Origin of the sequence: Roseivivax sp. THAF197b (genome assembly GCF_009363255.1) — a bacterium.
GTDB lineage: Bacteria > Pseudomonadota > Alphaproteobacteria > Rhodobacterales > Rhodobacteraceae > Roseivivax.
The window spans coordinates 1,131,637-1,156,758 of sequence record NZ_CP045318.1 but is presented as its reverse complement, the minus strand read 5'-3'; the positions used below and the strand labels follow the sequence as shown (position 1 = coordinate 1,156,758).

The 25,122-nt window shown below is 63.2% G+C and carries 30 protein-coding genes and 1 tRNA gene; 4 read left to right on the top strand and 27 right to left on the bottom strand.

Annotated features, from left to right (window positions below; genetic code table 11):
- Positions 1-37: 37 nt before the first annotated feature.
- From FIV09_RS05855 to FIV09_RS05815, 9 genes are all read right to left on the bottom strand, one after another.
- The gene (locus FIV09_RS05855) at positions 38-1,273 is read right to left on the bottom strand and encodes an aspartate kinase (RefSeq protein WP_152449116.1); all 1,236 of its coding nucleotides are present in this window, start codon (positions 1,271-1,273) and stop codon (positions 38-40) included.
- A 150-nt stretch (positions 1,274-1,423) separates the two neighbouring features.
- Entirely contained in the window at positions 1,424-2,071 is a 648-nt protein-coding gene (locus tag FIV09_RS05850) for an SDR family oxidoreductase (protein ID WP_152449115.1), read from the bottom strand.
- Positions 2,072-2,077: 6 nt separating this feature from the next.
- Positions 2,078-2,533, bottom strand: coding sequence for a DUF1178 family protein (locus tag FIV09_RS05845; RefSeq protein WP_152452387.1), 456 nt, complete (start codon positions 2,531-2,533; stop codon positions 2,078-2,080).
- 50 nt (positions 2,534-2,583) lie between these two features.
- Complete coding sequence (locus tag FIV09_RS05840) at positions 2,584-3,807, bottom strand: 3-deoxy-D-manno-octulosonic acid transferase (RefSeq protein ID WP_152449114.1); 1,224 nt, start codon at positions 3,805-3,807, stop codon at positions 2,584-2,586.
- A 104-nt stretch (positions 3,808-3,911) separates the two neighbouring features.
- Positions 3,912-5,051 carry a glycosyltransferase gene (locus FIV09_RS05835; protein WP_152449113.1) on the bottom strand — a complete coding sequence of 380 codons (1,140 nt, stop codon included), beginning with the start codon at positions 5,049-5,051 and terminating at the stop codon, positions 3,912-3,914.
- Positions 5,052-5,578: 527 nt separating this feature from the next.
- Positions 5,579-5,845 carry a hypothetical protein gene (locus tag FIV09_RS05830; RefSeq protein ID WP_152449112.1) on the bottom strand — a complete coding sequence of 89 codons (267 nt, stop codon included), beginning with the start codon at positions 5,843-5,845 and terminating at the stop codon, positions 5,579-5,581.
- A 10-nt stretch (positions 5,846-5,855) separates the two neighbouring features.
- Positions 5,856-6,284, bottom strand: a complete 429-nt coding sequence (locus tag FIV09_RS05825; RefSeq protein ID WP_152449111.1) for a hypothetical protein — start codon at positions 6,282-6,284, stop codon at positions 5,856-5,858.
- A gap of 246 nt (positions 6,285-6,530) precedes the next feature.
- Positions 6,531-7,820 (bottom strand): hypothetical protein, encoded by a 1,290-nt coding sequence (locus FIV09_RS05820; RefSeq protein ID WP_152449110.1) that lies wholly within the window; start codon positions 7,818-7,820, stop codon positions 6,531-6,533.
- Positions 7,821-7,924: 104 nt separating this feature from the next.
- Positions 7,925-8,377, bottom strand: coding sequence for a hypothetical protein (locus FIV09_RS05815; protein WP_152449109.1), 453 nt, complete (start codon positions 8,375-8,377; stop codon positions 7,925-7,927).
- Positions 8,378-8,507: 130 nt separating this feature from the next.
- Here FIV09_RS05815 and FIV09_RS05810 point away from each other — a divergent pair, with 130 nt between their 5' ends.
- Positions 8,508-9,224, top strand: coding sequence for a DUF4145 domain-containing protein (locus tag FIV09_RS05810; protein WP_152449108.1), 717 nt, complete (start codon positions 8,508-8,510; stop codon positions 9,222-9,224).
- Between the two features lie 38 nt (positions 9,225-9,262).
- On the opposite strand, the gene FIV09_RS05805 is transcribed toward FIV09_RS05810, so the two are convergent.
- From FIV09_RS05805 to FIV09_RS05725, 18 genes are all read right to left on the bottom strand, one after another.
- A complete protein-coding gene (locus FIV09_RS05805) occupies positions 9,263-9,919 on the bottom strand; it encodes a mechanosensitive ion channel family protein (RefSeq protein ID WP_152449107.1) in 657 nt (218 codons plus the stop codon).
- A 116-nt stretch (positions 9,920-10,035) separates the two neighbouring features.
- Positions 10,036-12,390 carry a phage tail tape measure protein gene (locus FIV09_RS05800; RefSeq protein ID WP_152449106.1) on the bottom strand — a complete coding sequence of 785 codons (2,355 nt, stop codon included), beginning with the start codon at positions 12,388-12,390 and terminating at the stop codon, positions 10,036-10,038.
- Between the two features lie 12 nt (positions 12,391-12,402).
- The gene (locus FIV09_RS05795; RefSeq protein WP_152449105.1) at positions 12,403-14,016 is read right to left on the bottom strand and encodes a terminase large subunit; all 1,614 of its coding nucleotides are present in this window, start codon (positions 14,014-14,016) and stop codon (positions 12,403-12,405) included.
- Positions 14,016-14,411 (bottom strand): P27 family phage terminase small subunit, encoded by a 396-nt coding sequence (locus FIV09_RS05790; RefSeq protein ID WP_152449104.1) that lies wholly within the window; start codon positions 14,409-14,411, stop codon positions 14,016-14,018. Before FIV09_RS05790 ends, FIV09_RS05795 begins: the two co-directional genes overlap by 1 nt.
- Positions 14,408-14,722 carry a phage head closure protein gene (locus tag FIV09_RS05785; protein ID WP_152449103.1) on the bottom strand — a complete coding sequence of 105 codons (315 nt, stop codon included), beginning with the start codon at positions 14,720-14,722 and terminating at the stop codon, positions 14,408-14,410. The genes FIV09_RS05790 and FIV09_RS05785 overlap by 4 nt, the downstream gene beginning before the upstream one ends.
- A complete protein-coding gene (locus FIV09_RS05780) occupies positions 14,719-15,141 on the bottom strand; it encodes a DUF3168 domain-containing protein (protein ID WP_152449102.1) in 423 nt (140 codons plus the stop codon). The genes FIV09_RS05785 and FIV09_RS05780 overlap by 4 nt, the downstream gene beginning before the upstream one ends.
- Positions 15,138-15,551 (bottom strand): HK97-gp10 family putative phage morphogenesis protein, encoded by a 414-nt coding sequence (locus FIV09_RS05775; RefSeq protein WP_152449101.1) that lies wholly within the window; start codon positions 15,549-15,551, stop codon positions 15,138-15,140. The genes FIV09_RS05780 and FIV09_RS05775 overlap by 4 nt, the downstream gene beginning before the upstream one ends.
- Entirely contained in the window at positions 15,538-15,828 is a 291-nt protein-coding gene (locus FIV09_RS05770; RefSeq protein WP_152449100.1) for a head-tail connector protein, read from the bottom strand. The genes FIV09_RS05775 and FIV09_RS05770 overlap by 14 nt, the downstream gene beginning before the upstream one ends.
- Positions 15,829-15,838: 10 nt before the next feature.
- Positions 15,839-16,309 (bottom strand): hypothetical protein, encoded by a 471-nt coding sequence (locus FIV09_RS05765; protein WP_152449099.1) that lies wholly within the window; start codon positions 16,307-16,309, stop codon positions 15,839-15,841.
- Positions 16,306-16,428 (bottom strand): hypothetical protein, encoded by a 123-nt coding sequence (locus FIV09_RS20695; protein ID WP_256371941.1) that lies wholly within the window; start codon positions 16,426-16,428, stop codon positions 16,306-16,308. Before FIV09_RS20695 ends, FIV09_RS05765 begins: the two co-directional genes overlap by 4 nt.
- Before the next feature lie 221 nt (positions 16,429-16,649).
- A complete protein-coding gene (locus FIV09_RS05755; protein ID WP_152449097.1) occupies positions 16,650-17,276 on the bottom strand; it encodes a hypothetical protein in 627 nt (208 codons plus the stop codon).
- Entirely contained in the window at positions 17,276-18,838 is a 1,563-nt protein-coding gene (locus tag FIV09_RS05750) for a phage major capsid protein (protein ID WP_152449096.1), read from the bottom strand. The genes FIV09_RS05755 and FIV09_RS05750 overlap by 1 nt, the downstream gene beginning before the upstream one ends.
- Entirely contained in the window at positions 18,835-19,161 is a 327-nt protein-coding gene (locus tag FIV09_RS05745) for a gene transfer agent family protein (protein ID WP_152449095.1), read from the bottom strand. The genes FIV09_RS05750 and FIV09_RS05745 overlap by 4 nt, the downstream gene beginning before the upstream one ends.
- Complete coding sequence (locus FIV09_RS20330) at positions 19,158-19,313, bottom strand: hypothetical protein (protein WP_172975631.1); 156 nt, start codon at positions 19,311-19,313, stop codon at positions 19,158-19,160. Before FIV09_RS20330 ends, FIV09_RS05745 begins: the two co-directional genes overlap by 4 nt.
- Positions 19,310-20,557 (bottom strand): phage portal protein, encoded by a 1,248-nt coding sequence (locus tag FIV09_RS05740; RefSeq protein ID WP_254702452.1) that lies wholly within the window; start codon positions 20,555-20,557, stop codon positions 19,310-19,312. Before FIV09_RS05740 ends, FIV09_RS20330 begins: the two co-directional genes overlap by 4 nt.
- Positions 20,558-20,600: 43 nt before the next feature.
- A complete protein-coding gene (locus FIV09_RS05735; protein WP_152449094.1) occupies positions 20,601-21,197 on the bottom strand; it encodes a hypothetical protein in 597 nt (198 codons plus the stop codon).
- A gap of 58 nt (positions 21,198-21,255) precedes the next feature.
- Entirely contained in the window at positions 21,256-22,839 is a 1,584-nt protein-coding gene (locus tag FIV09_RS05730; protein WP_254702451.1) for a tyrosine-type recombinase/integrase, read from the bottom strand.
- Positions 22,840-22,918: 79 nt separating this feature from the next.
- Positions 22,919-22,993 (bottom strand) — tRNA-Thr (locus FIV09_RS05725).
- A 104-nt stretch (positions 22,994-23,097) separates the two neighbouring features.
- On the opposite strand from FIV09_RS05725, the gene FIV09_RS20325 reads away from it, so the two are divergent.
- The 3 genes from FIV09_RS20325 to FIV09_RS05715 are packed head-to-tail and all read left to right on the top strand — an operon-like array spanning position 23,098 to position 24,981.
- Entirely contained in the window at positions 23,098-23,247 is a 150-nt protein-coding gene (locus tag FIV09_RS20325; RefSeq protein ID WP_172975630.1) for a hypothetical protein, read from the top strand.
- A 4-nt stretch (positions 23,248-23,251) separates the two neighbouring features.
- Positions 23,252-24,520 carry a UDP-N-acetylglucosamine 1-carboxyvinyltransferase gene (gene murA / locus FIV09_RS05720; RefSeq protein ID WP_152449093.1) on the top strand — a complete coding sequence of 423 codons (1,269 nt, stop codon included), beginning with the start codon at positions 23,252-23,254 and terminating at the stop codon, positions 24,518-24,520.
- Positions 24,517-24,981: a DUF2948 family protein gene (locus tag FIV09_RS05715; RefSeq protein WP_152449092.1), complete on the top strand. Its 465-nt coding sequence runs from the start codon at positions 24,517-24,519 to the stop codon at positions 24,979-24,981. Before murA ends, FIV09_RS05715 begins: the two co-directional genes overlap by 4 nt.
- Positions 24,982-25,122: the final 141 nt, after the last annotated feature.

The window sequence follows — 25,122 nt, the reverse complement described above, 5'->3', positions numbered from 1 at the left end:
TGCATGCGGCGGCAAATTCCGCCTAATCCTTGGGATATCAGGCTTTTTCCAGCTCGAACGCGTCATGCAGTGCCTGCACCGCGAGTTCCATGTACTTGCGATCGACCAGGACGGAAATCTTGATTTCCGAGGTCGCGATGACCTTGATGTTCACGCCTTCCTGCGCCAGCGTCTGGAACATCTTGGCGGCGACACCTGCATGGCTGCGCATGCCGATCCCCACGACAGACACCTTCGCCACGCCGGTATCGGCCACGAGGTCATGGAAGTTGATCGCGCCCGAGGCCTTCGCGTCATCCATCGCCTTCTGCGCGCGCTTCACCTGGTCCACGGGGCAGGAGAAGGTCATGTCGGTGCGCCCGTCATCCGAGATGTTCTGCACGATCATGTCCACATTGACCCCCGCCTCGGCGAGCGGGGTGAAGATGGCCGAGGCAATGCCCGGACGGTCCGCAACCGAAACGAGCGTCATCTTCGCCTCGTCGCGCGAATGGGCCACACCGGCCACGACCTTGCTTTCCATGATGTCCTCCTCGTCGCAGACAAGCGTACCTGCCGCGTCATCCATTTCCTCGAAACTCGACAGAACCCGCAGGCGCACCTTGTAGCGCATCGCAAGCTCGACAGACCGGGTCTGCAGCACCTTGGCCCCGAGCGAGGCCAGTTCCAGCATCTCCTCGAAGGCGATGCGGTCAAGCTTGCGGGCTTTCTCGCAGATGCGCGGGTCGGTGGTGTAGACGCCGTCCACATCGGTGTAGATATCGCAACGCTCCGCGCCGAAGGCCGCCGCAAAGGCCACCGCCGTCGTGTCAGACCCGCCGCGCCCCAGCGTGGTGATCCGGCCCTCGGGGCTGATGCCCTGAAAGCCCGCCACGACCGCGACGCGCATGCCCTCGCCGAACTTGGCGTTGATGTTGTCGGTGGGGATGTCCTCGATCCGGGCCGCACCATGAGCCGAGGTAGTCAGAAGCGGCACCTGCCAGCCCTGCCAGGAGCGCGCAGGCACGTCCATTTCCTGCAGCGTCAGCGCCATCAGCCCCGCGGTCACGTTCTCGCCCGAGGACACCACGGCGTCATATTCGCGCGCATCGTAGAAAGGCGAGGTCTCGTTCACGAAGCCCACGAGCTTGTTGGTCTCGCCCGACATCGCGGAGACGATGACGATCACGTCATAGCCCTTGGATACCTCGACGCCCACGCGTTTGGCCGCGCGGCGGATACGATCGAGCGTGGCGACGGACGTGCCGCCGAACTTCATCACGAGAACGGGCATGGCGCGCCTCCCGGGGACTGACTTCGCCTCGCCCTTTAATCGGGGGGTCGAACACGCGCAAGAGCGTGCTTGCATCCGCGGCGCGGGGCTGGCCCGGATGCCGCTATGACGCGTGCCTCAGGATGTTGCGCACAGACCCGGGGGGCGGGCTCAGAACGGATGCACCTCTCCGTCCCAGGTCAGGAAGGCGCCGGTCGTCTCGAGGCTCAGCTCCGCGATCCGGTCTGCAAGGCCCGCAGCGGACGCCTCGGGCGAGATGCTCGCCCCCTGCCCGCCCATATCGGTGCGCACCCAGCCGGGATGGTAGATACCCACGGCGATGCCGTCATCGCGTAGATCGGCGGCAAGGTTGCGCCCCAGATTGGTCACCGCCGCCTTGGTGGCGCGGTAGATATAGCTGCCGCCCGGCGCGCGTTCGGACGATCCCATCTGCGAGGAGATGATCGCGATCTTGCCGGCCTTCGAGCGCCGGAGCGCGGGCAAAAGCGCCTGGATCGTGGCGAAGACGCCGGTGACGTTGGTGGCGAAGGCGTCGGCCCACATTTGCGGCGGATAGCCATTGTCGAGCGCCTCTGCCTTGTCGGGGTAGATGCCCGCATTGCAGACCAGCACGTCGAGGCTGTCCTCCCCGATCCGCGTGGCAAGGTTCGCGATCGAGGCCGGGTCTGTCACATCGAGGGCGACCGTACCGCCCCCTGCCCGCGAGGTGCGGATCGCTTCGTGTCCTTGCGTCTCCATGCGCTCGGCCAGCGCCGCGCCGATGCCGCGACTGGCACCCGTGATCAATATCCGCGCCATGTTACCTCAGTTACTTTTGCGTGTCGGGGTGAATGGCAAGGGGGCGATGGGTACCCCGTCCTCTGCCAATTTGCGCGCCTCGTCAGGCCGCGCCTCGCCCCAGATGGGGCGTTCGGGCGCATCACCGTCATGAATCGCGCGCGCCTCGCTGGCGAAGCTTTTGCCGACATAATGGTGGTTCTTCTCCACATGCGCCTTGAGCGCGGCAATCGCCTGTTCCGCCGGGCTTTTCGGCGCAGAAAGCGGCCCTGGCCGGTCCGGCGCCGCTATGGGCTTGGCCTGTTCGTCCTTTGACGTCGACTTGGACACGGCAGGCGCCATCAACGCTTTTTCCACTTTCGTGTCCCCGCAGATCGCGCAGGAGACCATGCCCTGCGCCTGCAGGGTTTCGAAGGCGGTGGCGGATTGGAACCAGCTGTCGAAGCTGTGTCCCGACGCGCATTTGAGCGTGTAGCTGATCATGGACTGGCTCTGAGTTTCTACCTTTAAAGATATTGCATCGCCCAAGGCCTTCAAGCCATGCCCGACCGCTCCGGCAGCCGCTGCAGGATCGCGGCGAGGAGCGCATCGAGATCGGCCTCGGGCTGCAGCGCCTGCTGTGCCGCCTGCCCTTGCCGCACCTGGTCCGCGGGATCGCCCAACGCCGTCAGCGCCTCGGCCAGCCCGTCGGCATCGGCGATCCGGCGCGCCGCCCCGGCCTTGTCCAGCTGCGCGAAGGGACGCGCGAAATTCGCCACATCCGTCCCGTGCAGGAGGGCCGCACCGAAGGCCGCAGGCTCGAACGGCGTATGCCCGCCGCGATCGGTGAGCGTGCCGCCGATGAACACCCGACCGGCCAGGCGATACCACAGCGCCATCTCGCCCATCGTGTCGGCCAGCAGCACCTCGGCGCCAATCTCGCCCCGACTGCGCCGCGCGATCTCAAGCCCTGCGCCCTGCAACAGCGCCGCGACCTTGTCCCCGCGCGCGGGATGACGCGGCGCGAGGATCAGGCGCAGCCCCGGCTCCGCCGTGCGGGCCTTGAGATGCGCCGCGATCACCGTCTCCTCCTCGCCCTCATGGGTCGAGGCCGCGAGCCATGTCCGCGCCCGCGGATAGGCGGCCATCAAATCCGCATCAGGCATAAGGTCCTGCGGCGGCGTATAAAGCGCTTTGAGATCGGTCACGGGGCCTGCTGCGGCCTCGGGAAGACCAAGGCCCAGCAAGCGCGCGCGCGAATTGTTGTCCTGCGCCGACAGGTAGTCGATGCGTGACAGAAGCGTGCGCGCCAGGGCGGGCAGACGCTGCCAGCTGCGCGCGGAGCGTTCCGTCAACCGCGCACCCAGAACGATCACCGGCCCCGGCATGCGCAGGATCCGGTTCGGCCATATCTCCGATTCGAGCGTGATATGCGCCGCCACCTGCCAGTCGCGCAGAAACCGCGCCACGATCCAGCGAAGATCGAGAGGGGCAAGCCGGGCCTCCAGCCCCATCTTTCGCGCCAGATCGCAGCCCGTCTCCGTGTTGCAGGTGACGAGGATGGGCAGATCGGGCCGTGCCTTCCGCAGGGCCTCGATCACCGGGCGCGCGGAGGCCAATTCGCCATTCGAGGCGGCGTGCAGCCAAAGCCGCGCCTGTCCGTTGCGCGGGCCACCTATCCCCAGCCTCGCGGCGACGGCGCTCCTGCCCTCGCGCAGGCCCGTGCTCACCAGAACGACGCTAGCAAAGATGGAGATCAGGAAACGATAAAGCAGCATGGCTATCCCGTTGCGGCGGATCGCGCCCTCCTACACCGCGCGACGCTGCGTTGTGAAGGCGGCGGGGCTGGAGGCGGGTCTGTGACGTCCGGTTTGGTCAGTGATCAGGCGCCCTTGAGCGTGGCGCGGATCGTGTCTTCGAGCTTTGCCAGCAATCGTTCGTTGTCGAACCGCGCCTCGGCCACCTCTCGTGCACGCGCCGACATGGCCGCGTGGTCCGGCGCGTTCAAAGCGGTTTGGATGGCGGCGGTGAACCCCGCCGCGTCGTGTTCGGCCACAAGATAACCCGTCTCACCTTCGTCGATCGCCTCGGGGATGCCTGCATGCCGGGTGGAGACGGTGATGCAGCCCGCGGCCATCGCCTCCTGGATCGCGGTGGGCAAACCTTCGGTATTGCCATCAGCAGCCGTGACCGAATGCTGCAGGAAAAACGCCGTCGTCTTCAGCTTTTCTCGCACGAAATCATGCGGTTGCGCGCCATGGAATCGGACCTTCTCGGTCACGCCCAGACTTTCCGCAAGCGCTTTGGATTGTTCGAGAAGCGGGCCGTCGCCCACGAAATCTAGCCTGGCGTCGGGCAGGCCTTCCGATGCCTCGGCGAAGGAGCGCAGGGTGGTCAGTGGCGCCTTTTTCTCGACGAACCGCCCTACGGCGAGGCAGGACAGCGGCACCTTCCGGCCCGGCGCGAACCGGCGCACATCCACGCCCGAAGGGATCACATGCGCATTGGGATGCGACACGCCATGGGCGGCAAGATTGTCGAGCAGGAACTGACTGACCGAGATGACGCCCGCAAGCCGTGGCATCATCAGCCGGTAGGCCGCCTGCATCCGTGGCGGTGCCAGGGATTTCGACGCATCGGTGCCGCGAAAATAGGTGAAGATCGGGATGCGCAACTCGTTGGCCAGGGGGGCCAGTGCCAGGGCTTGCGTGCCGAACTCGGCGAGGATGACCTCAACGCGTTCCGTGCGCAGAAAGGCAGCAAGGGCCGCTTTCTGATGGCCGAACGGCAGCCGCGTGGTCTTGTGCCGCACCCTGTTCCACACCGTCCAGAACGGGGCGCGGATTACGTCCGACAGGGGCGGTTTGGCACGGCGCTCGAAAAGGGGTTTGGAATGGGCATCGTCGCCGTTGAAGCGGCCGGTGACGATCACAGTGTCGCCACCGAAAAGATGCGCAATATGGCGATTGATGAACGTCTCGCCGGGGACGTGGTAATCGCTTGTGGCGATGGCTGCGCGCATGATCCGGCACCTTGGGCTGTGACGCTTGGGGCTTATCAACCGGACCCCGCGCAGACAAGCGCAGGCCAAGCGCCTGCGCTCGTTGCGTGGATAGGGAAATTCAGAGGACGAACTGGACGATAGCGACAACGATGACGACGAGGCCGACAAGGTAAATGATATTACGCATCTTTTTTCTCCACTTTTACAATTTGTATGTGGATGAAGCGTCGGTAACGCCGTTTTGTTCCGCGCAATGTGTAAGAACGTCGCAAAGGAGGCATCTCCGACGGAATGGCGCTGCGGGCCACTGAGACTGGGCGATGAAGGGAGGAAAATGGTGCTGCTGGAGAGAATTGAATTTTGGATTTCTGGCGATAAATCATATACTTACAAGGCATTTTGTAACGGCGTAACGGGCTGATTTTTGTAACATTTTGCCGAGATCGTGATCGCCCACGAGGGCGATGCCTAGCCAAGGGAGCCGCGAAACGAAGACGCCCGGCGCGATGGCCGGGCGAAGAATTAGATGGCGGGGGTTCGACGGCCTACTTCACCGGGAGTTGAAATTCCTCGACAAGCAAAGGCCTGATCCTGTGGGCGGCTCCTGCATAGGTTTGTCCATTCACCTGCCACTGACGAAAATCAGCTTGGCTTTTAACAATGGCCGCAACATCTGGCAGGTAGAAGTCTGGCAAGCGTGCCCCGACGTTCCACACAGCGCCACAGGCTCGATAGAGCTCGAGTGCATTATTTGCTGTCGGCTCCTGAACGAACGTTTCGAGCGCGGACGTGAAAAATTCGCGTGCATTCATATTGGTGCCCTCAGATTCGCGCGTTGCCGGATTGTTCGCCGAGCTGCTCCGCAAACCGATGCGGGCGCTCATCGCCAATTGTCACCATGCATTCATCGAGCCGAGTGACAGCCTTCGGTGCGAGCGCAGCAGCGGCATGGCGCAGCGCAGAGAGGATCGCCCGCCGGGCGGTCGGCGCGTGCCGGAACTTCGGGCCGGTGGCGACCTCGGCCCCGATCATCAGGAGCGCGGCAGTGTGCCGGTCCTCAGGCGTTAGGCGATCAACCTCAGGATCGTCGAGGATGGTGTCGGGCCAAAGGTTGAGGCGCTCGCCCAGGGCCTCCTTCACGGCGCTGGAGGGGCACATGGTGGCGGGTGCCGCCAGGAGCTCGGCAACAAGGGTTTCGTAGCTCGCGGCGGGCATGAAAGCCGGGCCGGAACTGACACAGGTGTGCGTCATGCTGGTTACTCAAAGGGGTTTCGGTGAGATCAGATTCCGCTATTGCCGGAATCCTGTCCAGCAAAAAGTGAAGGTAAGCATCTGCTTATCATCACTTTTTTCTCGGATCGCATGTTCGCTGCGCCGGAGATGAGAACGCCCATGCCGGTGGCTTACTCCCGGCATGGGCGAAGATGCGCCCCTTCTAACTGACGCAGTGTTATACTATAACATTTACGTCATGCGCGCAAGGAAGATCGTGCCGCGTCACCGGCTGAGGCGAAGTGCGGCCTGGTTAGCAGGTGCCGGAAGCGTATCGGGATGAACGGTCTCGACCGTCACGGTCTTCCGCTTCTTCCTGGGCCTGATCGCCGGACGCCCAGCTTCATAGAGGGCGCGCGCCACACGACGCATCTCATCGTTCATATAGGTGGTCGGCTGCCCAGGGAATGCCTCTGCGAGGCGCTCCCCTTCCTCGCGGTGGTCTGTGCGATCCCAGGTCTTCCCGGCATAGCCAATGGTGCCAGGGCCGTAGAAGACATCCCTGGCCGTCACCAGCCGCGCCTTCATGCCGGTGGTTTTCCCCGCGACATCGAAGAGCGCGCTCTTGATGAGAGGAAGAGGGTGCGCGCCGGGAAGGATGTTGCCGTGCAGATGGATGCGGCCAGTGCCGGAGATGCCGAGCATGATCTGAACCGGCACGCCGGAGAGGCCATGCTTGGCGAAGATGGTCTGCACGCGACGCCGGACATAGCCGAGGGCATCCTTGTGGCCGATGAGCGTCTGGTGCTGCACGTCGCCGAACTGGATCGTGACGTTCTGCCCGCCGAGGTGCTCAGCGGCGATCCCGGCGGCGACGTGCTTCTGGGCCTCGCTGAGACTCTTCCAGGGGCCAGTGAGCACGGGGGCGGCACCGTGCTTCGCCAGGTAGGCGGCGCGTTTCTGGGCGAGCTCTGCGGCGATCTGTGGGGCGTGCTGGCGATGGTGCTGGGCGACGGACGCGGGGATGGGGGTCGGAGGCGTGGTCTTGAGTGTGTGCGAGGGCGTGTGAGTTATGCGCGGCGCGACGGCCTTTGGGGTGTGTGCGTTGGCTGCGATGAAGGCGCGGAGTGCTGGACTCAAGTTGCCTCCAATGCGACCTACTGCACGAAAGCCATCACTCCAGCCGTTGGGGCTTGTGTTTACTGGGGTTTTCGGCAGATCCGGCGTGTCCGAAAGTGCGCGGATTTCGCTAAGCTCGTTGAGCCCGACGATCTGCTCGAGCGCAGCGTCAAGCTCAGCGAGACTGGATTTTCCGTCGAGCATGATTTTCTCAGCCGAGGGTTCCAGCGCGCGTGCCGCTGGAGTTGGCTCGTTCGATATGACCCCAGATCCACGGACCTCTACGAGCTGACGAAGCTCAAGCTCGGCCATAGCCCGCTGATACTCCTCCTCGGTCTCGAAGCAGTCGTCGTCTTCCGGCTCAGGAAAGTGACCGGAAAGGTCGAGGTCAGCGAGCACAAGCTCGAGCTCCTCGTCAGAAATCTCATGCAGTTGAGCGGCGGTAGTGCTATACATGGTTGAGCTCGTGCTGGTGCAAAGCGGTCTCGGGCAGTCGTGTAGGAGCGACGTTTTCAAGGCCGGAGCGTTGGTGCGCTCCGGCCTTCATCATGTATAGCGGGTCAGGTGTTCGCTTGCGCGATGTTCCGCTCGAGGAGGTCAGCGAAGTCCGCCGCGATGTCCGGGGCGAACTGCTTGGTGATCTTCCGCTTGATGAACTGGATCGCGACCGAGCGCCCGATCCCCTTCACGATGAAGTCGCGCGTCGGGTGAGCGAGCGCGGTCTTCCTGGGCTTCGTGTCGGCCAGGTATTCGCGGATCGCGCCGACGAGATGCATGGCATCTTCATACGACATCCCGGCGGCGGTCGTGCCGTCGAAGCGGATCACGAAGCCATCGGTCGCGGCACGTATATCCACGCCGGGAAGCGAATGTTCGATCTTGCCGATTTCGGCGAAAGTCTTGATCAGCTCACCGATGGCTGCGGAGAAGCTAGGGGCATTGAGCAGGTCGCGGAGATCCACGAGCTGTTGATAGCGCTCCAAGGGGAGCGCGATTTTGGGAAGCTGTCCCATATTGCAAAAAGGTCTCCAGACGATATAGCACTACAATACCGTTTATTGTATTGTATGGCAAGATATACCTTGCGCTGCCTGGATGAAGGCGAGAAGGTCGTGAGGCGATATGCAAGCCAGGGAATTATAGATGCCAACCCCCACCCCCGAATTTCGTTTGGAAAATCCTAATATACTTCAAGCCGACACTCACATAAGTGAAATCCAAACTCACGAAATTCCGAGAGCGCCCATTAGATGCCCTCATTGCCATACATCAAGTGTATTCTCCGTATTAAGGACTCCTGTTCAATATCAGAAGGCGACCATAAATAGCGAGGGCAGAAAGTTAACGGAGCCCGTCAAGGTAGCAATAAGGCAGTGCCCAAATGAAAGTTGTCGTGGAATTGTTCTCTATCTGCTCTATAGTGATAACCTAGAATCCATCTTACCTCCAGAGCGGATCGGCTTTTCAACTGAGAATATTCCCGAGCGACTGGTCTCTACACTCCAAGAGGCAATCACCTGTCATGCTAATGGCGCATTTCGTGCTTCCGCAATGATGGTCCGGCGTCTTCTGGAAGAGTTATGCGATCTCAATGACGCCGACGGGAAAAACCTGCATGACCGATTAACAGCGCTTCAAGAACAGGTCATTCTTCCTCCCGCCCTATTTGAGGCCATGTCTCACCTTAAGGCCCTTGGGAATGATGCAGCGCATATCAAAGCCAAGAATTACTCTAGCGTTGGAGCGGAAGAGTCCAAGCTCTCCATTGAGCTGGCTCAAGAAATACTAAAGGCACGATATCAATATGACGATCTAGTAAACCGCCTAAGAGCGCGGCAAAATGATGCCGCCAGAGAATGACACAAATTCAATAACCTAATCGAAATGGATTATGCGCTTTACCTCGATTCGCACTCATCTTCTCTCATTTTTTCTGCTTCTTGAAGTTTCGCTTGCAACCACTCAACGACAACCTGTCCAAGCTCAATAGCTTGATGCTCTGCAATAATAGCCTCATTTGGAACCCGATACACTCCACTCCTTGTTTTAACATCCTTTAAAACAAGGAAGTGCTCGTGCTCTTTGACACCTTCTCTTCCAATTGAGCCTCCGGCATATCGACCGCCCTTCACTTCAAGCTTCCCATCAGGCAAGCGCTCTACACGACCATCAGGATGAATGATGCGATTATTATACAACTCAATAGAGGAATCTCCCGAAACCCGAATAAAGTCACCGATTGAAACTGATCTTTCTCTAGCCTCCTTTTCATCTTCAAAGACATGATTAGCATGATCTCTTGCTTGAAATGCATACTGGAGATATGGATGAGACCTTTGCTCCTGAAGCAACTTATCAGACCAAGACTTTGATGAGCCAGTATCTGTCGCCCTTCGCAAAGCGGCCACTGCTTTCACATATTGATCGAGAAATCCGGACCAAGCGCGCCAAAGAGCTCTAGCCTCGTCAGCATGCCTCAACTCTTCGAGGTGGTCGCCAGCGTATGATATTGCGATTTCAGCGTTTTTCAAAATGCCCTTATATCCTTCGCGCATTATACGCTACTCCAATTCTCTAAAAGCACGTGTAGCATATATCATTCGTTGCTCCCTAGTGAAGAGGTTACCTGCAATCCAAAAACTCCTCGTTTCTCAGCAATCTGGAAAACAGCTCATCTCCGCCCCAGCATATTCCCCGGCCTCGTCGCCCGACGCAGCTCGTCAATCACCAAGCCGCGCACCGTGTTCTCCATCTCGCGCGCCATGCGCTTGGCAAGGTCATTGTTCTGTTCAGGTGATCCGGATGAACCCTGCACCGTCACCGGCGCGTTGATCGACACAGCGATGCCACCAGGCGCTGCCGGAGCGAGCCCAGGAGTGCGGGTGAGCGCTGGAGCGGCACCGACATAGCCGCCAGCGCTATAGCCCTTGAGTGCGCCCTGGTGCAGAGCCTCCAGGTTCGCCACGCCGATCCGCTCGACCGCAGGTTTTGAGAGCACGAACTCGCCGCGATGCACAACACCGGCAGGCTCATGGCGCGCACCGTCGCCGGTGTAGCCGCCACCGGCGAAGCCAAGCAGCCCGCCCAGGAGATTGCCGAAGCCGGTGCCGCCGAAGACACCGCTGAACACGCTCTGGAAGACCGATGACGCCGCCATCTCGAGAAGCTGGTCGAGCACCTGGGCGAGCGCATCCCGCCAGGTCAGCGTGCCCCGCACTAGGCCAACGAAGGCGCTCTCGGCGGTGCCTGCCAGCCGCTCGCGGGCATCCTCGATGCCTTCCAGTTTGTTGGTCACGGCGTCCACGGCGTCGGCCTGCGCGCGGTGCGCGGCTACAAGCTGATCAATCTCGGCGCGCAAGGCAGGAGTGTCCGCGCGCCCAGCCTGGAGTGCAGCGTTCAAGAGCTCGGCCTTCCTTGCGGCATCGTCGATAGCGCCGGAGAGGTCGCGGCCTGCGAGGGTGACACCAGCCAGCGCCAGCGCTTCGAGCTCCAGCTCACGGGTCAGCTCGCGGATCGCGGCCACCTCGCGCTGATACTCGTCAGCCTTCGTTGCACCACCACCGCCACCCGATCCACCACCACCGCCAGACGATGAGTGTGCCGGTGCGCCGAAGCTGGCGTCGATACTCGGCAGAACCGGGCGCGGCGAGCTCGTCGGGGCGATGGCGCTGCCGGGCGAGTTATACTTGGGGCGTCCGTTCTGTGGCCCGTAGCTGATCGCGGTCTCTGTGTCACCGGCGGGCAGGTTGCCGCGGAGCGTGGCCGCGTTCTGTGCGGCGGTCGCCAGGGCTCTGGCAATGCCATTGATCGCGCCGATGACATTCCCGAACCGCTGAGCATCAACGGCACTCAGCTCACCGAGTAGCGTCTGTGCCTCTTCTACCAGCTCGGCGACCTCGGCCTCGAACTCGGCGGCGCTCTTCGAGCCGTTCTCGAAGGCGCGCATCTCGCGGTCGATCTCCTGCAGGATCGCCGCCAGGTCCTGAGCGACATCAAGATCGGCCACGTCCATGAGCCGAATGCCATCCGGGCCGGTGGCAGCATTGATCGCGCGGAACAGCTCGTCATAGGTGCCGATTAGGCCTTCGACGTTCTGGCGCTGCTCTTCGAGCTCTGCCCCGCCCTCTTTCAGGGCGCGGTAGTTGGCCTCGCCCATCATGGCGATGGCGCGCTCGACCGATCCGAAAAGCTCATCCACGTCCACCGTGAAGGCGTCCTCGATGGCTGCGCCCAGCTCGACCACGGAAGTCTTCGCGAGCGTCGAGACACGCGCGCGCAGCTCGTCGAACTTGCGGTTGATGCGCTCGGCCCGGTCGAGCACGTCGCGGTCCATAATTAGGCCTAGATCGCGCGCCCTCTGCATCGTCGCGCGGATATTGCCCTCGCCCTGGGCCAGAAGCTCGACGAAGCGCTCGCCGCCCGTGCCGCCGAAGATCTCATCTGCCACGCGGATCTGTCCGGCCCGGTCGAGGCCTTCCAAGCGCTTGGTGATCTCGAGGAAGAGCTCAGTCGGGTCTTCGAGCCGCCGCTTCAATTCGCTCGCGCCGAAGCCGAGCCGCTGGAATGCCTCGGCACCGGAGCCCTGGCCGGTCAGGATGAACTCGTCGGCGCGGAGCTGGAGCTCTTTGAGGCCATCGGTCAGCACGTCCACGCCGATCCGGTTCTGCCGCGCCACGAAGTCGAGCGCCTGAAAGCTCTCGAAGTCCACGCCAGCGCGCCGGGCCGCATCGGCGGTCTCTGCGATGCTCCGCGCCACTGTGTCGAGGGTCTTCGCGCCACCTGCAGCGGCAGCGGTGATCGCGCCGATGATGGGCACCGCCCTGGCACCGAGACGGGTGAAGCCAGCCGTGATCCGGTCCATCGCGGAGCCATAGCTCGCATTCATCCGGTCCGCGCTGTCGCGCGCGCGGCGCTCCATCTGCGTCGCGGCGGAACTCTGGGCGCGGTTGGCACGGGCCAGGCCGCGCTCGAGCTTGTCGATCTTGGCCTCGAGCTCGATGATCATTCCAGGCAGGCGGTCGCTCATTTGGTCTTGTCCTTAGAAGGTGAAGATCCCGCCATGCGCGGGGTCATTGTAGGCGGAAACGGCGGTCTCGGCGGCGCAGGCGCGGCTCACGGCCATCGCGGCGGCAATGGCAGCGTCGATGCGGTCGGTCTTGCGCGCCTTGTGCATCCGGATCAGGCCGGAGTTGTCATTGCGGCTCGCGACCACGTTGGCGAAGTGCACAGCGAGCACCGGGTGCCCATCATGGCGGATCATGCGCCCGTTCACGGTGCGCTCAAGATCGCCAGCGGCCACGCCCATGTTGAGCGGTGTCTGGCGGAACTCGACCACCGGCAGGCCATCGTCGTGCAGGTTCTGCATCATCTTCCGCGCGAGGTGCGGATCGAAGGCGATCTCTTGCACGTCGAAGCGCGCGCAGAGCTCGGTGATCTGGGTCTCGACCGCACCATGATCGACCACCGGCCCAGGCGTCACGATGATCTGGCCCGCCGCTTCCCAGGCCTCGTAGGGTGCGCCGTCACGATCCGCACGGGCACGCAGATCTTCACCAGGCACGAAGACCCAAGGCGCGATGGTGATCTGTCCATCAGTGTGCCGCCACGCGGCCACCACCGCGCTCAGGTCGCCGGAGAGCGAGAGATCGACACCCAGCCAGCACGGGAGGCCCTCGAGCTCCTCAAAGTCGATCTCGAAGGCGCGCGCCGCATAGGTGTCGAGATCGAAGAGCGGATCGCGGCTGTTCGCCATCCAAACGTTCAAATTGTATTGCGCGAAAGCATAGCGGTCGCCTGGCCGGTGCTCGGCCTCACGGGCGAGGTTGCGCAGGCCTTCGAGGCTCGGGAAGCCGTGCTCGAGACCGGGGTTCACGCGGTGCCACACAGCCTCATCGCGCCAGTCTTCCTCGGGCTCGGCGGCGAAGATGATCGGCAGGAAGCTCGGATCGGTGATCTCGCCGAGCGCGACACGCCGCCCGTAGTCAAAGAGGTCCGCCGCCACGGTGTCAGAGCCGCGCCCGGCGGTCGTGGCGATCACGGTGAGCGCGTTCGGCACCTTGGCAGTGCCCGAGCGCAACGCCTCCCAAAGATCGCGGCCACGCCAGACGTGCAGCTCGTCGGCCAGGATGAAACTCGGCGTCAGGCCGTGCTGGGCGGAACCGTCAGAGCTGATCGCGCGGAGGGTCACGTCCTCGGCGCTGTAGACGATTTTCTTCGGGGCATTGTGCGCGTCATAGATGCGCGTCGCGGCCTCGATGCGCTTGTCCATGCGGACGATGTTCGCGGCCTCGCGGAAACCGATGCCCGCCTGCTCACGATCCGCCGCCGCGAAGATCACCTGCCCTGCCGGGACACGCTCGGGACCGATCAGATGCAAGAGTGCTAGCGCAGCGGCGAGCGAGGTCTTCCGGTTTCCGCGCGGCAGAAGCAGGAGCACGGTCTGCACGATCCGCCGCCCGTCTTCGTGGCGCGGCCCGTAGATATGCCGCACGATGCGCTCCTGCCAGGGGAAGAGCTGGAAGGCCTGGCGCGGCGCATCGCTCTGGGGATGCCGGAGGCGGCGCAGGAACTCGACAGCGCGCGCGCCACAGCGCAGCGGATCGGGGATGGCCGATCCGTCGCTGATCCATGCCGGGTGCACGCTGCCAGTCATCACCGCACCGTCAACGGGTTGTCGTCGTCATCGTCTTCGGCCTGGGTCGCGCCGATCCGGGCGCGGCTCGTCGGGCTCAGCCCATACTCTGCGGCGAGCTGGCGCGCGGTCTGCGCGCAGCGGATCGACAGGCCCATCATCTTGAGGTCAATCACGCCACCGGCGGCGGCTTGATCGTCGGCGATCTGCCGCACGGTGCCAGCCATCACGCAGTAATTTTCGACACCGCCGAGATCGGCCTTCGTAAGCACGCGGCGCGCGATGAGCTGGGGCATGATCCGCTTCCACTCGGCGGCGGCGTGCTTCGAGAGATGCTTCGGCACCGGCGGCGCTTTGGTCAGGGCGTCTTTGTCAGCGGAGAGGGGCGGCTTTACGCCGCGCAGATGCGCGCTCATGCCGCCACCGCCCGAAGCTCGAGGCCCTGCCGCCGCCCAAGCTCTGCGATCTCTTCGAGGTCATAGGCGCGGCCCAGATAGGTCAGCCGGTCAGCGGTCGAGATGTCCGCGCGCCACCGAATGCGGAAGATCACGGCCACGGTCTCGCGCTCGATGTCCGAGGCCAGGAACTCCTCGGCGCTCCGCTGCACCAGCTCGGCGCGGATCGTCGCGATGGGTGCCCAGGCTTCCGAGACCGCGCCGGATGCGGCCACGGTCTCGACCTTGCGCTCGAGCGTCACGATCCGGTCGAGCTTGCCTGCGCGGATCATGCGTAGGCCCTCCAGCGGATCGCAGCTTCGAGCTCGATGACGCCATGCGTCCAGGCGCGCTCCGGGGCCGGGTCGCGCAGATACCGGATGCTGGGCTTCGTCCATTCATCGACGTGGATCTCCTCGGAGGTCGGCGCGTCGAGCAGCGCCAGCATGGCCGCGCCGCCGATCTGGTGCGCCAAGTCCGCGCCTTCGGGTGCCCAGATATGCGCATCGAGATAGACACTGGCGCAGAACTGCTCGCCGGAGGCGCGGCCTTTGAAGACGATCTGCTCCCCGGCAAGCACGATGCAGGCGGCGTCACCGGGCCGGGTGGAGCCTGCGCGGATGCGATCTGCCGGGACCAAGGCGGTGACGGCAGGTGCACCCATCAGGGCAGCGCGCACAGCGGTGCGGAAGGCGAGTGTCGGGTCGATCATGTCAGGGCTTTCTTGATCGCGGTCGTGATGGCTCGTTTTATGCGGCGCTCGACGCGGGGCTTGGCAAGGCGCCAGCCGGGCCGCATGAAGGGCTGCGCCTCGTGGTGGACGGTGCCGAACTCTTGCAGGTGGCCGTGGCGCATGTCTGGATCGCCGACCGTCACCAGTGCTTCATTCGGGCCAGCGGTGCGCCTGCCGCCGCCATCTGCATAGGCCGGGGTGGTCTCGAGTGGGCCGGTCACGGCGATGGACGCGATCAAATCACCCTCATCTTCTGGTGCGAGCGCGCGCATGTTGCCTGCAACCTCGTCAGCCGAGCGCACCAGAGCGGGCCGGAGGTGGGTGAGGATCTCGGTGGGGATGGCCCCGAGGCGCGCGGAGATGCGCTTGGCGTCGTCAGATGCTGACATGACCAGTCACCACCTCGGCATAGGGCCGCAGAAGGTCGTGCACGCCGAAGGGGATCATACCCATCGGCCCGGAAGTGACCGCCTCGCGCTCGGCATACCAATATGCGGCGAGCTGCAGGACGGCCTCGGTCAGCACCGGCGCGGGGATCTCGTGAACGCCCAGGAAGGTCGCGCACCAGGCTTCGGCGGTGGCGATCTTGTGCTCGAGGAGCGCGTCATCGAGATCGTGATCGAGGTTGATCTGGGCTTTCACTAGGGGAAGCAGAGGGTGTGGCATGGGTCAGGTCTCAGTGAAAAAATCTAAATTCGGCTGTTTTGCCGAGCGCAAATACCGGCGATGGCGTAAGAGCCTTCCCGCGCCGGTCCCGTGGATCGGTCGAAAGACCACAGGCACCCCCGGCATCCTTCGCCCTGCGGCGCGTCGGAGTGGCGCGCGGCGAGTGACGCACCGGCTTCGAGATCAGCACCTCGGGTGTCTCAGCCGCTTCGATCTGCCGGGCCACACGGTCGCGAACCGCAACGGGATCAAGGCCGAGGAGCTCGCAGATCGCGCGCAGGCTGTCATTCGGGGCGAGGAAGTATTCGCGTGCTTTGCGGGTCTCGACGATGCGGAGGCCAGGCGTTCCGAGGCAGGCTGGTGCACCGAACACTGCGTCTTCGATGAGCGCCAGAAGCACGGACGCCCAGAGCCGCCGCTCGGGCGCGGTCTCGTTGTCGAGGGTGTCGATGGTGAAGCGGCCGGAGAATGGCGCGGTCATTCGCTCCGCTCCTGCCGCTGCTTGTGCGCGTTGTGGTGGTGCGCGCACAGCGCCTGCCAGTTGGTGCGATCCCAGAAGAGCTGCATGTCGCCACGGTGCGGGATGACGTGATCGACCACAGAGGCTTTTTCGGTGCATCCGGAGTGTGCGCAATAGGGGTAAATTGAAAGGAACGTAGTACGCGCTTCCTCCCATGCTCTCGTGTATCCGCGAGCACGCGCATTCGGACGGCGAGCATCGTGGCGCTTGTTCCTGGCACGGATAGCAGGGCGTTTGCAGGCACAGAGAACGCCATCGGGCACGATCTTTCCGCAGGTGCAGAGATGCGGAGGCCGGGGCATTAGGCGATCCCTCCGGCGATCTTGGCCTTGAGTGCGCGCAGGGCATCGCGGTCGAACTCAGGGTCGAGCCCTTCCGCGATGTTGCGCTCGCGCTGCTCTTCCGAGACCTGGCCAGTCTCTTTGGTCTCTGCCGAGCCGTGGATCGTGCGCAGCATGTCGAGATGCTCTTCGAGCGCAGCTGCGATCTCGGAGGGTGTGGCGTTCCATGCAGCCGCCGGCGTCCAGTGCAGCCAGCCGGTCGCGCGCCGATGAAGCTGTGCGTAGACATTGGCCCAGGGCATAGGCTCAGCGGTGATGCCTGTCTGAAAGCGTGTCTTTTGGTCCTGAGAGACGTGGGGGATGAAGCCCAGGCAAAGCGCCTGGAGGGGCCGCCGGAGCGCCGCCTCGGCAGCGCGCAGGGGCACATCTGCGATGTCTGCCAGGAGTTGCTCGGCGACGCTCCTACCGACCACCACGCGGATGATCTTCTTCACGATGCCCAGCTCGAACTGAGCCAGGCCCCGGAAAAGACGCTCGAGGCCAATGTCGGCCTCGAGGATGGCAGCGGCGCGCAAAGAGGGACGGAGCTGCACGGCGAGATCGCCGAGCTGCACCGTGGCCTCCTCATATGCGAGCCGGATGGTCATTAGGCGGCTGCCAGCTCGAGCTTGACCAGTGACTCGCCCAGGATGACGCGGCCACCGACGCGGCGGCGGGCCACGAACTTGACCATGCTGTTGAGCGCGCCGGTCAGCTCGTCGCGGATCACCTCGAAGCCGATGCGGTCAGCGATGGCGTAGCCGGTGGCGAAGTCGCCGAAGACGATGGGCGTGCCACCGGGGGCCGGATCGGGCATGTCCACCGCCTCGAGCACGGGGCGACCGTAGAGGGTCGGCGGCTGACCGGATGCAAGCGAGGGCTGCCAGATCGGCACACCGTTACCATCGCTGATTGCGCGGATCACCGACATGGTGCGGCGGTTCATCAGCCAGACGCCGTTGACCGCATACGCAGTCGGCAAGCCGTAGAAGAGCTGATTGATCGCGTCCAGATCGACAAGGCCCCCGGTATGCTCGAACACCTGCACCTCGGTCGAGGTCAGGACACCCTCGGCCTGCGAGGTGCCGTTGCCGGTGACGAACCAGGAGGCCTCTTTCTGGCCGAAGCGGCGCGCTATGTGGTTCGCCAGGTAGCCGGAAATATCCACCTGTGCGTCTTCGATCAGCGTGCGGCTGACCGGAACCATTACCCCCATCTCGAAGGGCTTGAGGTCGATCTGCTCGAAGGTCGGCTCGCTCTCGGGCTTGGCCTCGAGCTCGGCCACCTCGCCGACCGTCACTTCGGTAACAAGGCGCGGAAGCTGGAGCAGCGGCCCATTCATGGCAATGGTCTGGGCGATGCCGCGCACCGGGCTGAACTCGGCGATCTTCTCGATGATCGTGGCCGAGACCGTTTCAGGTGCGAGGATGCCGCCGGTGCCGCTGTTCGCGGCCAGCGCCTTGAGCTCGGTCGCATCGCCAGTGCGCAGGTAGTCGGTGAAGGCCTTGCGCTCATCGCCGGTGTGGATGGCCGGGCCGGTGATCGTCACGCCGTGGGAACGTGCCGCTTTTGCCTCAAGGGCGTCCAGACGATTGCGGATCGTCTCGAAGGCTTTCAGATCGACCGCCGGAGCATCATTCGCCGGGACGGTCGGAACAACCGGCGTGATTGCCGGGGTCGTTTCGTTTTCCATTTTTTCTCCAATGGAAGGATGTGCCGTGTCATCGGCGGCAGATTTTGCAGTCGTGATGCGCGCCGCCGGATGACACGGAACGGCGACCAGAGAGACCTCGAAGAGGTCGAGCGCGGTGATCGTGCGACCACGGACGCTGGGTGCTGCGGCTTTCGTCTTGAAGCCGATGCTGAGGCCGGTGACGGCCTTCTCGACGAGCATCGCGCGGACCTCACGGGCACGCGCGATCTCATCGACCAGAAGGCGACCTTTGACGGTCAGGCCTTCGGCTGTTTCGGTGATCTTTTCCCAGACGCCGACCACCTGGGTCTGATCGTGCTGGAAGAGCATGGGCAGCGGTGCGGCCACGGCCTTGAACGCGCCGGGCAGGATCTCGTCGCCGACATGATCCGGCGATCCAAAGGGCCAGGCCAGTCCGGAGACGTGGCCGGTATCATCGACGGCGAGCTGCGCCTTGATCTCGATGAAGTCGGTCATGCTGCGTCGCTCGTCTTGGCGGGGGCACCGCTCCAGCGCGCATCCAGCACGTCGAGCGCGAGCGGCAGGGTTTCGGCAATGGGGCGATTGCGGCACCAGGCGGTGACGAGGCGCTCAGCCTCTTCGGGTGGCGTGCCTGCGCCGATCAGAGCGAGCCGGAGCGTCTCGGTGATGTCTTTGAGGCCGAACTGCATGGCAGTGGCGCGGCGGTAGATGAGGCCGATCCCGGCATCACTGAGCCGCTCGAGCTCTTCGATCATGTGATCGGTTAGCGCGAAGTCGCGCTCTGCATCGCCGAAGAATGCGCGCACGTTGATGGTCATTTCTCGGCCTCGACCTTTACCTCGGCGATCAGCTCATCCTGATCGCGCAAAAGCGCCTCGCCTGCCGGATGGCGGCGGAGCTTCATCGCCTTCAAGCCGCGCTCAGTGTCGCGGCGCATGGCTTCGAGGATGTTCGCGGTCGTGGTGCTCATGCAGAGGGCTCCTGCACCGGGGCGCTGTTTGAGGTTGTGAAGGGGTTGCTCAGCTCATCACCGGCAACGTGAGCGGGAAGGTTGAGCCCGGCGCGGACCTCGTTCGCGGTCATTGCGCCCATGCTGCGATATTGCGCGTAGGCAGCGGCGCGCGTGGCGGCGTCGGTCTCAAGGAGGGCATCGACGACAAACTCGATGCGCAGCGCCTGGCGCTCTTCCAGCGTCAGCAGCGTGCGGGAATACGCGGCTTCCCAGGCGCGCAGCCAAGGCGCGAGCGTCATCTGGAGGAACTGGCGGTTGAGCTGCTCGAGGTTCGACCAGGTGGCGCGGCCCAGCTCGCCGATCATGGGGGCCGGAATGCGGAAGGCACGCGCGATCTCGCGGATCTGCTCGACACGGTTCTCGGCGAACTGTGCATCGGCAAGCGTCGTGCTCAGCGCCTGGTAGCTCATCCCCTCGTCGAGGATTGCAGTGCCCCCTGAGCGAGCGCCGGAATGCGTGGTGAACCAAGAGCCAGCAATCTTCTTCTTGCCCTCGGCGTCGAGCGTCTTGGGCGACATGATGATGCCGGAGGGACGGCCACCATTCTTGAAGAGCGAGCCGATGTGCTGCTCGAAGGCCAACGCCAAGCCGATGGCCTCGCGCGCCTGTGTCAGTGGGGCGATGCCGCCGAACGGCGCGACGTGCAGAATGTCCTCGAAGCTGTAGGTCGCCTTGCCGGTCGCATTCTGCACCAAGTAGGCGGGGCTGCCATCCGATGCCGTGGCAATCGTGACCGCCGAGGGCTCCAGGCGGTGGAGCTCAAGCGGACGGCCATCGCTGGCGCGCACCACGAGCGCAAAGCCGCCCTTGTCATTCACCAGCGCATCAAGCGTCAGCGCCGTGCGCAGCGCTCCGGCGGCGGTCCAGGGATTCGCCTCGTCATGGGTCAGCCGGAATGAGGGATGGGTGCGGTTGGCCTCCTTCGTGCTCTTGTCGAAGCCCTTGACCGGCAACGTGCCGATGGTCTCGGCGATGAGCGCCACGGCGCAGGCGACGGCAGGCACGCGCATCGCGGTCGCGGCGGAGACCGACATACCGCTCGAGGTTGGCATGACACCGAAGATACCGAGGGCCTCGGCATCGGTCAGAGAGATCGGACTCGTGCTTTTTTTCTCGAGGGCGGTGCGGCCCAAGAGGCGGTCGAAGATAGTCATGTGGGAAACAAATCGGGCGGTATGATGATTTAATCCATCATACCACAATCTCAGACTCCCAGCATAAAAAATCTACGGGTTTGAATGAATATTATCGATCTGGCTCAAAATATTCGAGCCAACGATCTCGCAAGTGCCCATCAAGATCCTTTACGGCAGCCCTAGAAAAAGCTTGCGAGTTTTTCTCAAGATCTACTAGAAATGATCGGATGAGATTTTGATGTGCTTCGGTAATTCGTGACGACATGTCACCCTTAGATCCAGTCAGCAAATAAGAACTCGACCAAAGCGAGTATCTATAGATAGAAGGAAGCTTCAATTCTTCATTATGAACGTTGCGAAATCCAGTAGCCCAAACCTTCAACTTCACATTGGCAGCACATGAGTAATCATCTATGGCGTAGCCATTTGCAGAGACAAATATTTCCGGCGTGAAAAAACTACCTTCTTCAATGTGAATCGAACTGCGCAAGAGCTCCAACTGGACAACATTCATCGAAGCGGTTGGGTCTATCCAGCATCCACCAGAGACTTGATCATTGATAGAAACCGATGCTTCTCTATACTTTGATAGAAACACCCAACTCGGGTCTCCCTCGATTGCGAAAAAATCCTCCTGCGCAGTTGCTAGGGGAGAAAATATAATTGAATAGGCCAATGCCAGAATAATAGTCGAGGGTTTCTTCACGCCCATTAACTCCAATGAGTGATTTCTTTTTCAATAAGTGTTGGTGATGAGCACAACATCACTCAACGGTGTATGACGGCATTTTCCCGAGCACCACCGCTTTAGCCTTGATCGTTACATCGCCGTAGTCATCACCAGCGGTCCGACCGGCATGACCGCAGATCGCGTCGGCGATGCGATCAGATATCCCGACCTCACGGGCGACAGTCTTGAAACGATGCCGCCAAGCATGGTTCGGCTGCACACCATCAGGCACCAGACCGGCCTCTTTCAGCCATTTCGCAATCCGCACCCCCTGGTGCTGAGCCTTCTGCAAAGACAGCTTTTCGGGACTGCCGATGTAGAACAGCGGCCCATCCGGAGCTGCATTCACCACAGCCGGAAAGCCGAGGTCGATCAGCTGGGGATGCAACGGCACGTCCCGATATTGCCCTGTCTTCACAGTGCCAGCCTCAGGGGTGATCCGGATCACCAGGCTGCCGTCCTCCTGCCGAAGGTCAGACTTCCTGAGCTGCATGATCTCGGTGATGCGCGCCCCGGTATGAGCCGCGAGAAGCGGCCCCCAGCGGCGGGCCAGCGTTGTGGTCGGTGCCTCTCGGACGATTCCCATGTCGACCTTCGGCTCGTGGGCGCGGCTGAATTTCAGGATCGCGCGCGCCTCCTCATCGGTATACCCCTTCTGCCGGGAGCGCGTTTTCTTGGGCACCGCCTGCCGCACCTTCTCGACCGGATTTGCATCAAGCCGGTCCTCGGCCACCGCCCAGTTAAATGCAGCTCTGAGCGCGCCGAGATATGTCTGGCTCACCGTCTTCGCCGAGCGCGAGGTCAGGAGCTTGTCGCGCCATGCAATCGCATCCTTCCTGGTGACGCGGCGCGCATCGTCGTGGCCGAGATCATCGACAAAATCATCGAGAACGCCGCGCCATCTCTTGATCGTGGCAGGTGATCTCCGCTGCACTTTCAGATGGCCCAGGTAATCATGCAGTAGCCTGCGGAGCGGGATCGGTGGCGGTCCCTCTGCTTCGGGCTCAGCGTCACGGATCATGGGATGCGCCGGGATGCCCGCGAAGTCTCCCTCATCGCGCTCTGCGACGCGGCTCAGCGCCTCGTATTCGGACACGCACAAAGCCATTGCCAGGCTGCGCCATTCTGGCGTGCCGCGAACGGCGATCGTGTTGCCGATCTTCCGATAGTGCGCGATCCGATGGCCGACGAGCTCCTCGAGCTCGGCATCGCTCGCGTGCCCGGCCATACCGGCGCGGAGCTGAGCGGCATAGGTCTCATCCACGCTGACGCTCGCGTAGCCAGGCAAGCGCTGTCGCTCCCCGGCATCCTGAACCAGTCGGGCGCTATAGCTGCGAAAGGCGATCTGCGCATCGCTCAGAGGGTATCGGCCTGGCACCTGGGCGATGCCCTGGGCGTCCGCCAGGGCGCGCTCAGCGACCGCGATCTTCTGCATCAACTCGGCGACCGCGATGGGATGGTGCCGGAGCGCCGTGCGTCGATCAGGACCGAGCGGCGCGCGGAGCTCGGTCTTGTTGTCGAGATATGGCCGGAGCTCTTTCGGCACCACGATGCGCGCGAAGTAGCGACCGCCACGGTCGAGGAAATGACGAGGATTCCGCCCCATGTCACAGCCCATTTTGTAACACTGTTTGTAACAGCGAAATGGTGAAAGCCCTTAGAAAGCAAGGGGTTTCTTTATGATCAAGGGGTTAGAGTGGTGCTGCTGGAGAGAATTGAACTCTCGACCTCTCCCTTACCAAGGGAGTGCTCTACCTCTGAGCTACAGCAGCGCCGGGTCGCCGTGTCTGGCGATGTGGCGGGTCTCTACTGGCAAAAAACCGAAGGCGCAAGCATGAATCTGGACCCTCTTTGCCCGCTGCGATAGAGAGCGCCCATGGAGCAGAAACGCACGCCCGGAAAACCCCGCGACACTGGCCGAGAGGACCGGCTGAAAGCCGCGCTCAAGGCCAATCTGGCCCGCCGCAAACGGCAGGCCAAGGCGCGCAGCGGTCCCGACGAGGCGCAGGACAAAGACAAGGATTGAGGTCATGGATTCCATCGTCGTCACCGGAGGCGGCCCGCTTTCGGGCCAGATCCCCATCGCGGGCGCGAAGAATGCCTGCCTCACGCTCATGCCCGCGACGCTTCTGTCCGAAGAGCCGCTGACGCTGACCAACGCGCCGCGTCTGTCGGATATCCGCACCATGACCACGCTGCTGCAATCGCTGGGCGCGGAAGTCTCCAGCCTGCAGGACGGGCATGTCCTGGCCCTGTCGAGCCATGACATCCATAACCACAAGGCCGAATACGACATCGTCCGCAAGATGCGCGCCTCAATCCTCGTTCTGGGCCCGATGCTGGCGCGGGACGGGCATGCGGTGGTCTCCCTGCCCGGCGGCTGCGCCATCGGGGCGCGGCCCGTGGACCTGCATCTGCGCGCGCTGGAAGCCATGGGCGCGGAGCTCGACCTGCGGGACGGCTACGTCCATGCCAAGGCGCCGGGCGGTCTGAAAGGCGGCACGTTCGAGTTTCCGCTTGTCTCCGTGGGCGCCACGGAGAATGCGCTGATGGCCGCAACGCTCGCGAAGGGCACGACGGTGCTGAATAACGCGGCGAAAGAGCCGGAAATCGTCGATCTGGCCGATTGTCTGCGCCGCATGGGCGCCCAGATCGAAGGCGACGGTACCGACACGATCACCATTCAAGGCGTCGAGCGGCTGGGCGGCGCCACCCACCGCGTCGTCACCGACCGGATCGAGCTAGGCACCTATATGCTGGCGCCCGCGATCTGCGGCGGCGAGGTAGAGTGCCTGGGCGGGGAGATCCGGCTGGTCGCGGCCTTCTGCGAAAAGCTCGACGCGGCGGGCATCTCGGTCGAAGAGACGACGACCGGCCTGAAAGTGTCCCGCAAGAATGGCCGCGTCTCGGCGGTCGATGTCACCACGGAGCCCTTCCCCGGCTTCCCCACCGACCTGCAGGCGCAGATGATGGCGCTTCTGTGCACCGCCGAAGGCACCAGCGTTCTGGAAGAGAAGATCTTCGAAAACCGCTTCATGCATGCGCCCGAATTGATGCGGATGGGCGCGAAAATCGACGTGCAGGGGGGCACCGCCACCGTGACGGGCGTCGACAAGCTCAAGGGCGCGCCGGTCATGGCGACCGATCTGCGGGCCTCGGTGTCGCTGATCCTCGCAGGACTCGCGGCCGAGGGCGAAACGCAGGTCAACCGGGTCTACCACCTCGATCGCGGCTATGAGCATGTGGTGCGCAAGCTTCGCGGCGTGGGTGCCGAGATCGAAAGGATCAAGGAAGCATGAGCGAAGACGCACGTTTCGAAGACGCGACGCCGAAGCCGCTGAACCTCGGGGCGCTCGACATCGACGATCTGGCGGTGTTGTCCGCGCTGGTGCAGGACGCGGTGCTGCCTGCGACCGAAATTTCCTTCTCGCGGAAAGAGCGGCGTCTGGCCCTTCTCATCAACCGTCTGCGCCACGAGGAAACGCGCGCAGATGTCGAGCGGGTGCAGGCCGTTCTGTCCGTGGAGAACGTGCTCAAGGTGGCCAGCCAGGGCGTGACGCGCGGCGATGCGGATACCATCCTACAGATCCTGTCCATCGCCTTTCAGCCGGGCGAGGACGGCGCGGGCTTCGTCGAGATCACGCTTGCGGGCGACGGCGCGATCCGCGCGGAGGTCGAAGCGCTGGAGCTGCGCGTGAAGGACGTAACGCGGCCTTACCTCGCGCCCTCGGGCAAGCGGCCGGATCATCCGCTGGACTGATCGGGTCCGCCTTTCGCACCTGCAATAAAGCCTTATCATGAGCGACAGCCCCCGCGCGTTTTGCGCGGGCTTTCGCCGTGCGAGCGCCCCTATCGGGCATAGACCCGCCGAAGCGCTCATCCCTCTGTTCTTCATCACAAA

Excerpts from the sequence above, each read along its gene's own strand:
- FIV09_RS05750 (WP_152449096.1), bottom strand. The coding sequence starts at position 18,838 with ATGACCGACTTCATCGAGATCAAGGCGCAGCTCGCCGTCGATGATACC.
- FIV09_RS20330 (WP_172975631.1), bottom strand. The coding sequence starts at position 19,313 with ATGAGCACCACGACCGCGAACATCCTCGAAGCCATGCGCCGCGACACT.
- FIV09_RS05780 (WP_152449102.1), bottom strand. The coding sequence starts at position 15,141 with ATGATCGACCCGACACTCGCCTTCCGCACCGCTGTGCGCGCTGCCCTG.
- FIV09_RS05755 (WP_152449097.1), bottom strand. The coding sequence starts at position 17,276 with ATGACCATCCGGCTCGCATATGAGGAGGCCACGGTGCAGCTCGGCGAT.
- FIV09_RS05855 (WP_152449116.1), bottom strand. The coding sequence starts at position 1,273 with ATGCCCGTTCTCGTGATGAAGTTCGGCGGCACGTCCGTCGCCACGCTC.
- FIV09_RS05810 (WP_152449108.1), top strand. The coding sequence starts at position 8,508 with ATGCCAACCCCCACCCCCGAATTTCGTTTGGAAAATCCTAATATACTT.
- FIV09_RS05830 (WP_152449112.1), bottom strand. The coding sequence starts at position 5,845 with ATGAATGCACGCGAATTTTTCACGTCCGCGCTCGAAACGTTCGTTCAG.
- FIV09_RS05800 (WP_152449106.1), bottom strand. The coding sequence starts at position 12,390 with ATGAGCGACCGCCTGCCTGGAATGATCATCGAGCTCGAGGCCAAGATC.
- FIV09_RS05805 (WP_152449107.1), bottom strand. The coding sequence starts at position 9,919 with ATGCGCGAAGGATATAAGGGCATTTTGAAAAACGCTGAAATCGCAATA.
- FIV09_RS05815 (WP_152449109.1), bottom strand. The coding sequence starts at position 8,377 with ATGGGACAGCTTCCCAAAATCGCGCTCCCCTTGGAGCGCTATCAACAG.
- FIV09_RS05845 (WP_152452387.1), bottom strand. The coding sequence starts at position 2,533 with ATGATCAGCTACACGCTCAAATGCGCGTCGGGACACAGCTTCGACAGC.
- FIV09_RS05775 (WP_152449101.1), bottom strand. The coding sequence starts at position 15,551 with ATGTCAGCATCTGACGACGCCAAGCGCATCTCCGCGCGCCTCGGGGCC.
- FIV09_RS05715 (WP_152449092.1), top strand. The coding sequence starts at position 24,517 with ATGAGCGAAGACGCACGTTTCGAAGACGCGACGCCGAAGCCGCTGAAC.
- FIV09_RS05790 (WP_152449104.1), bottom strand. The coding sequence starts at position 14,411 with ATGAGCGCGCATCTGCGCGGCGTAAAGCCGCCCCTCTCCGCTGACAAA.
- FIV09_RS05765 (WP_152449099.1), bottom strand. The coding sequence starts at position 16,309 with ATGACCGCGCCATTCTCCGGCCGCTTCACCATCGACACCCTCGACAAC.
- FIV09_RS05730 (WP_254702451.1), bottom strand. The coding sequence starts at position 22,839 with ATGGGCTGTGACATGGGGCGGAATCCTCGTCATTTCCTCGACCGTGGC.
- FIV09_RS05850 (WP_152449115.1), bottom strand. The coding sequence starts at position 2,071 with ATGGCGCGGATATTGATCACGGGTGCCAGTCGCGGCATCGGCGCGGCG.
- FIV09_RS05820 (WP_152449110.1), bottom strand. The coding sequence starts at position 7,820 with ATGTATAGCACTACCGCCGCTCAACTGCATGAGATTTCTGACGAGGAG.
- FIV09_RS05785 (WP_152449103.1), bottom strand. The coding sequence starts at position 14,722 with ATGATCCGCGCAGGCAAGCTCGACCGGATCGTGACGCTCGAGCGCAAG.
- FIV09_RS20325 (WP_172975630.1), top strand. The coding sequence starts at position 23,098 with ATGGAGCAGAAACGCACGCCCGGAAAACCCCGCGACACTGGCCGAGAG.
- FIV09_RS05840 (WP_152449114.1), bottom strand. The coding sequence starts at position 3,807 with ATGCTGCTTTATCGTTTCCTGATCTCCATCTTTGCTAGCGTCGTTCTG.
- FIV09_RS05745 (WP_152449095.1), bottom strand. The coding sequence starts at position 19,161 with ATGACCATCAACGTGCGCGCATTCTTCGGCGATGCAGAGCGCGACTTC.
- FIV09_RS05770 (WP_152449100.1), bottom strand. The coding sequence starts at position 15,828 with ATGCCACACCCTCTGCTTCCCCTAGTGAAAGCCCAGATCAACCTCGAT.
- murA (WP_152449093.1), top strand. The coding sequence starts at position 23,252 with ATGGATTCCATCGTCGTCACCGGAGGCGGCCCGCTTTCGGGCCAGATC.
- FIV09_RS05795 (WP_152449105.1), bottom strand. The coding sequence starts at position 14,016 with ATGACTGGCAGCGTGCACCCGGCATGGATCAGCGACGGATCGGCCATC.
- FIV09_RS05835 (WP_152449113.1), bottom strand. The coding sequence starts at position 5,051 with ATGCGCGCAGCCATCGCCACAAGCGATTACCACGTCCCCGGCGAGACG.
- FIV09_RS05825 (WP_152449111.1), bottom strand. The coding sequence starts at position 6,284 with ATGACGCACACCTGTGTCAGTTCCGGCCCGGCTTTCATGCCCGCCGCG.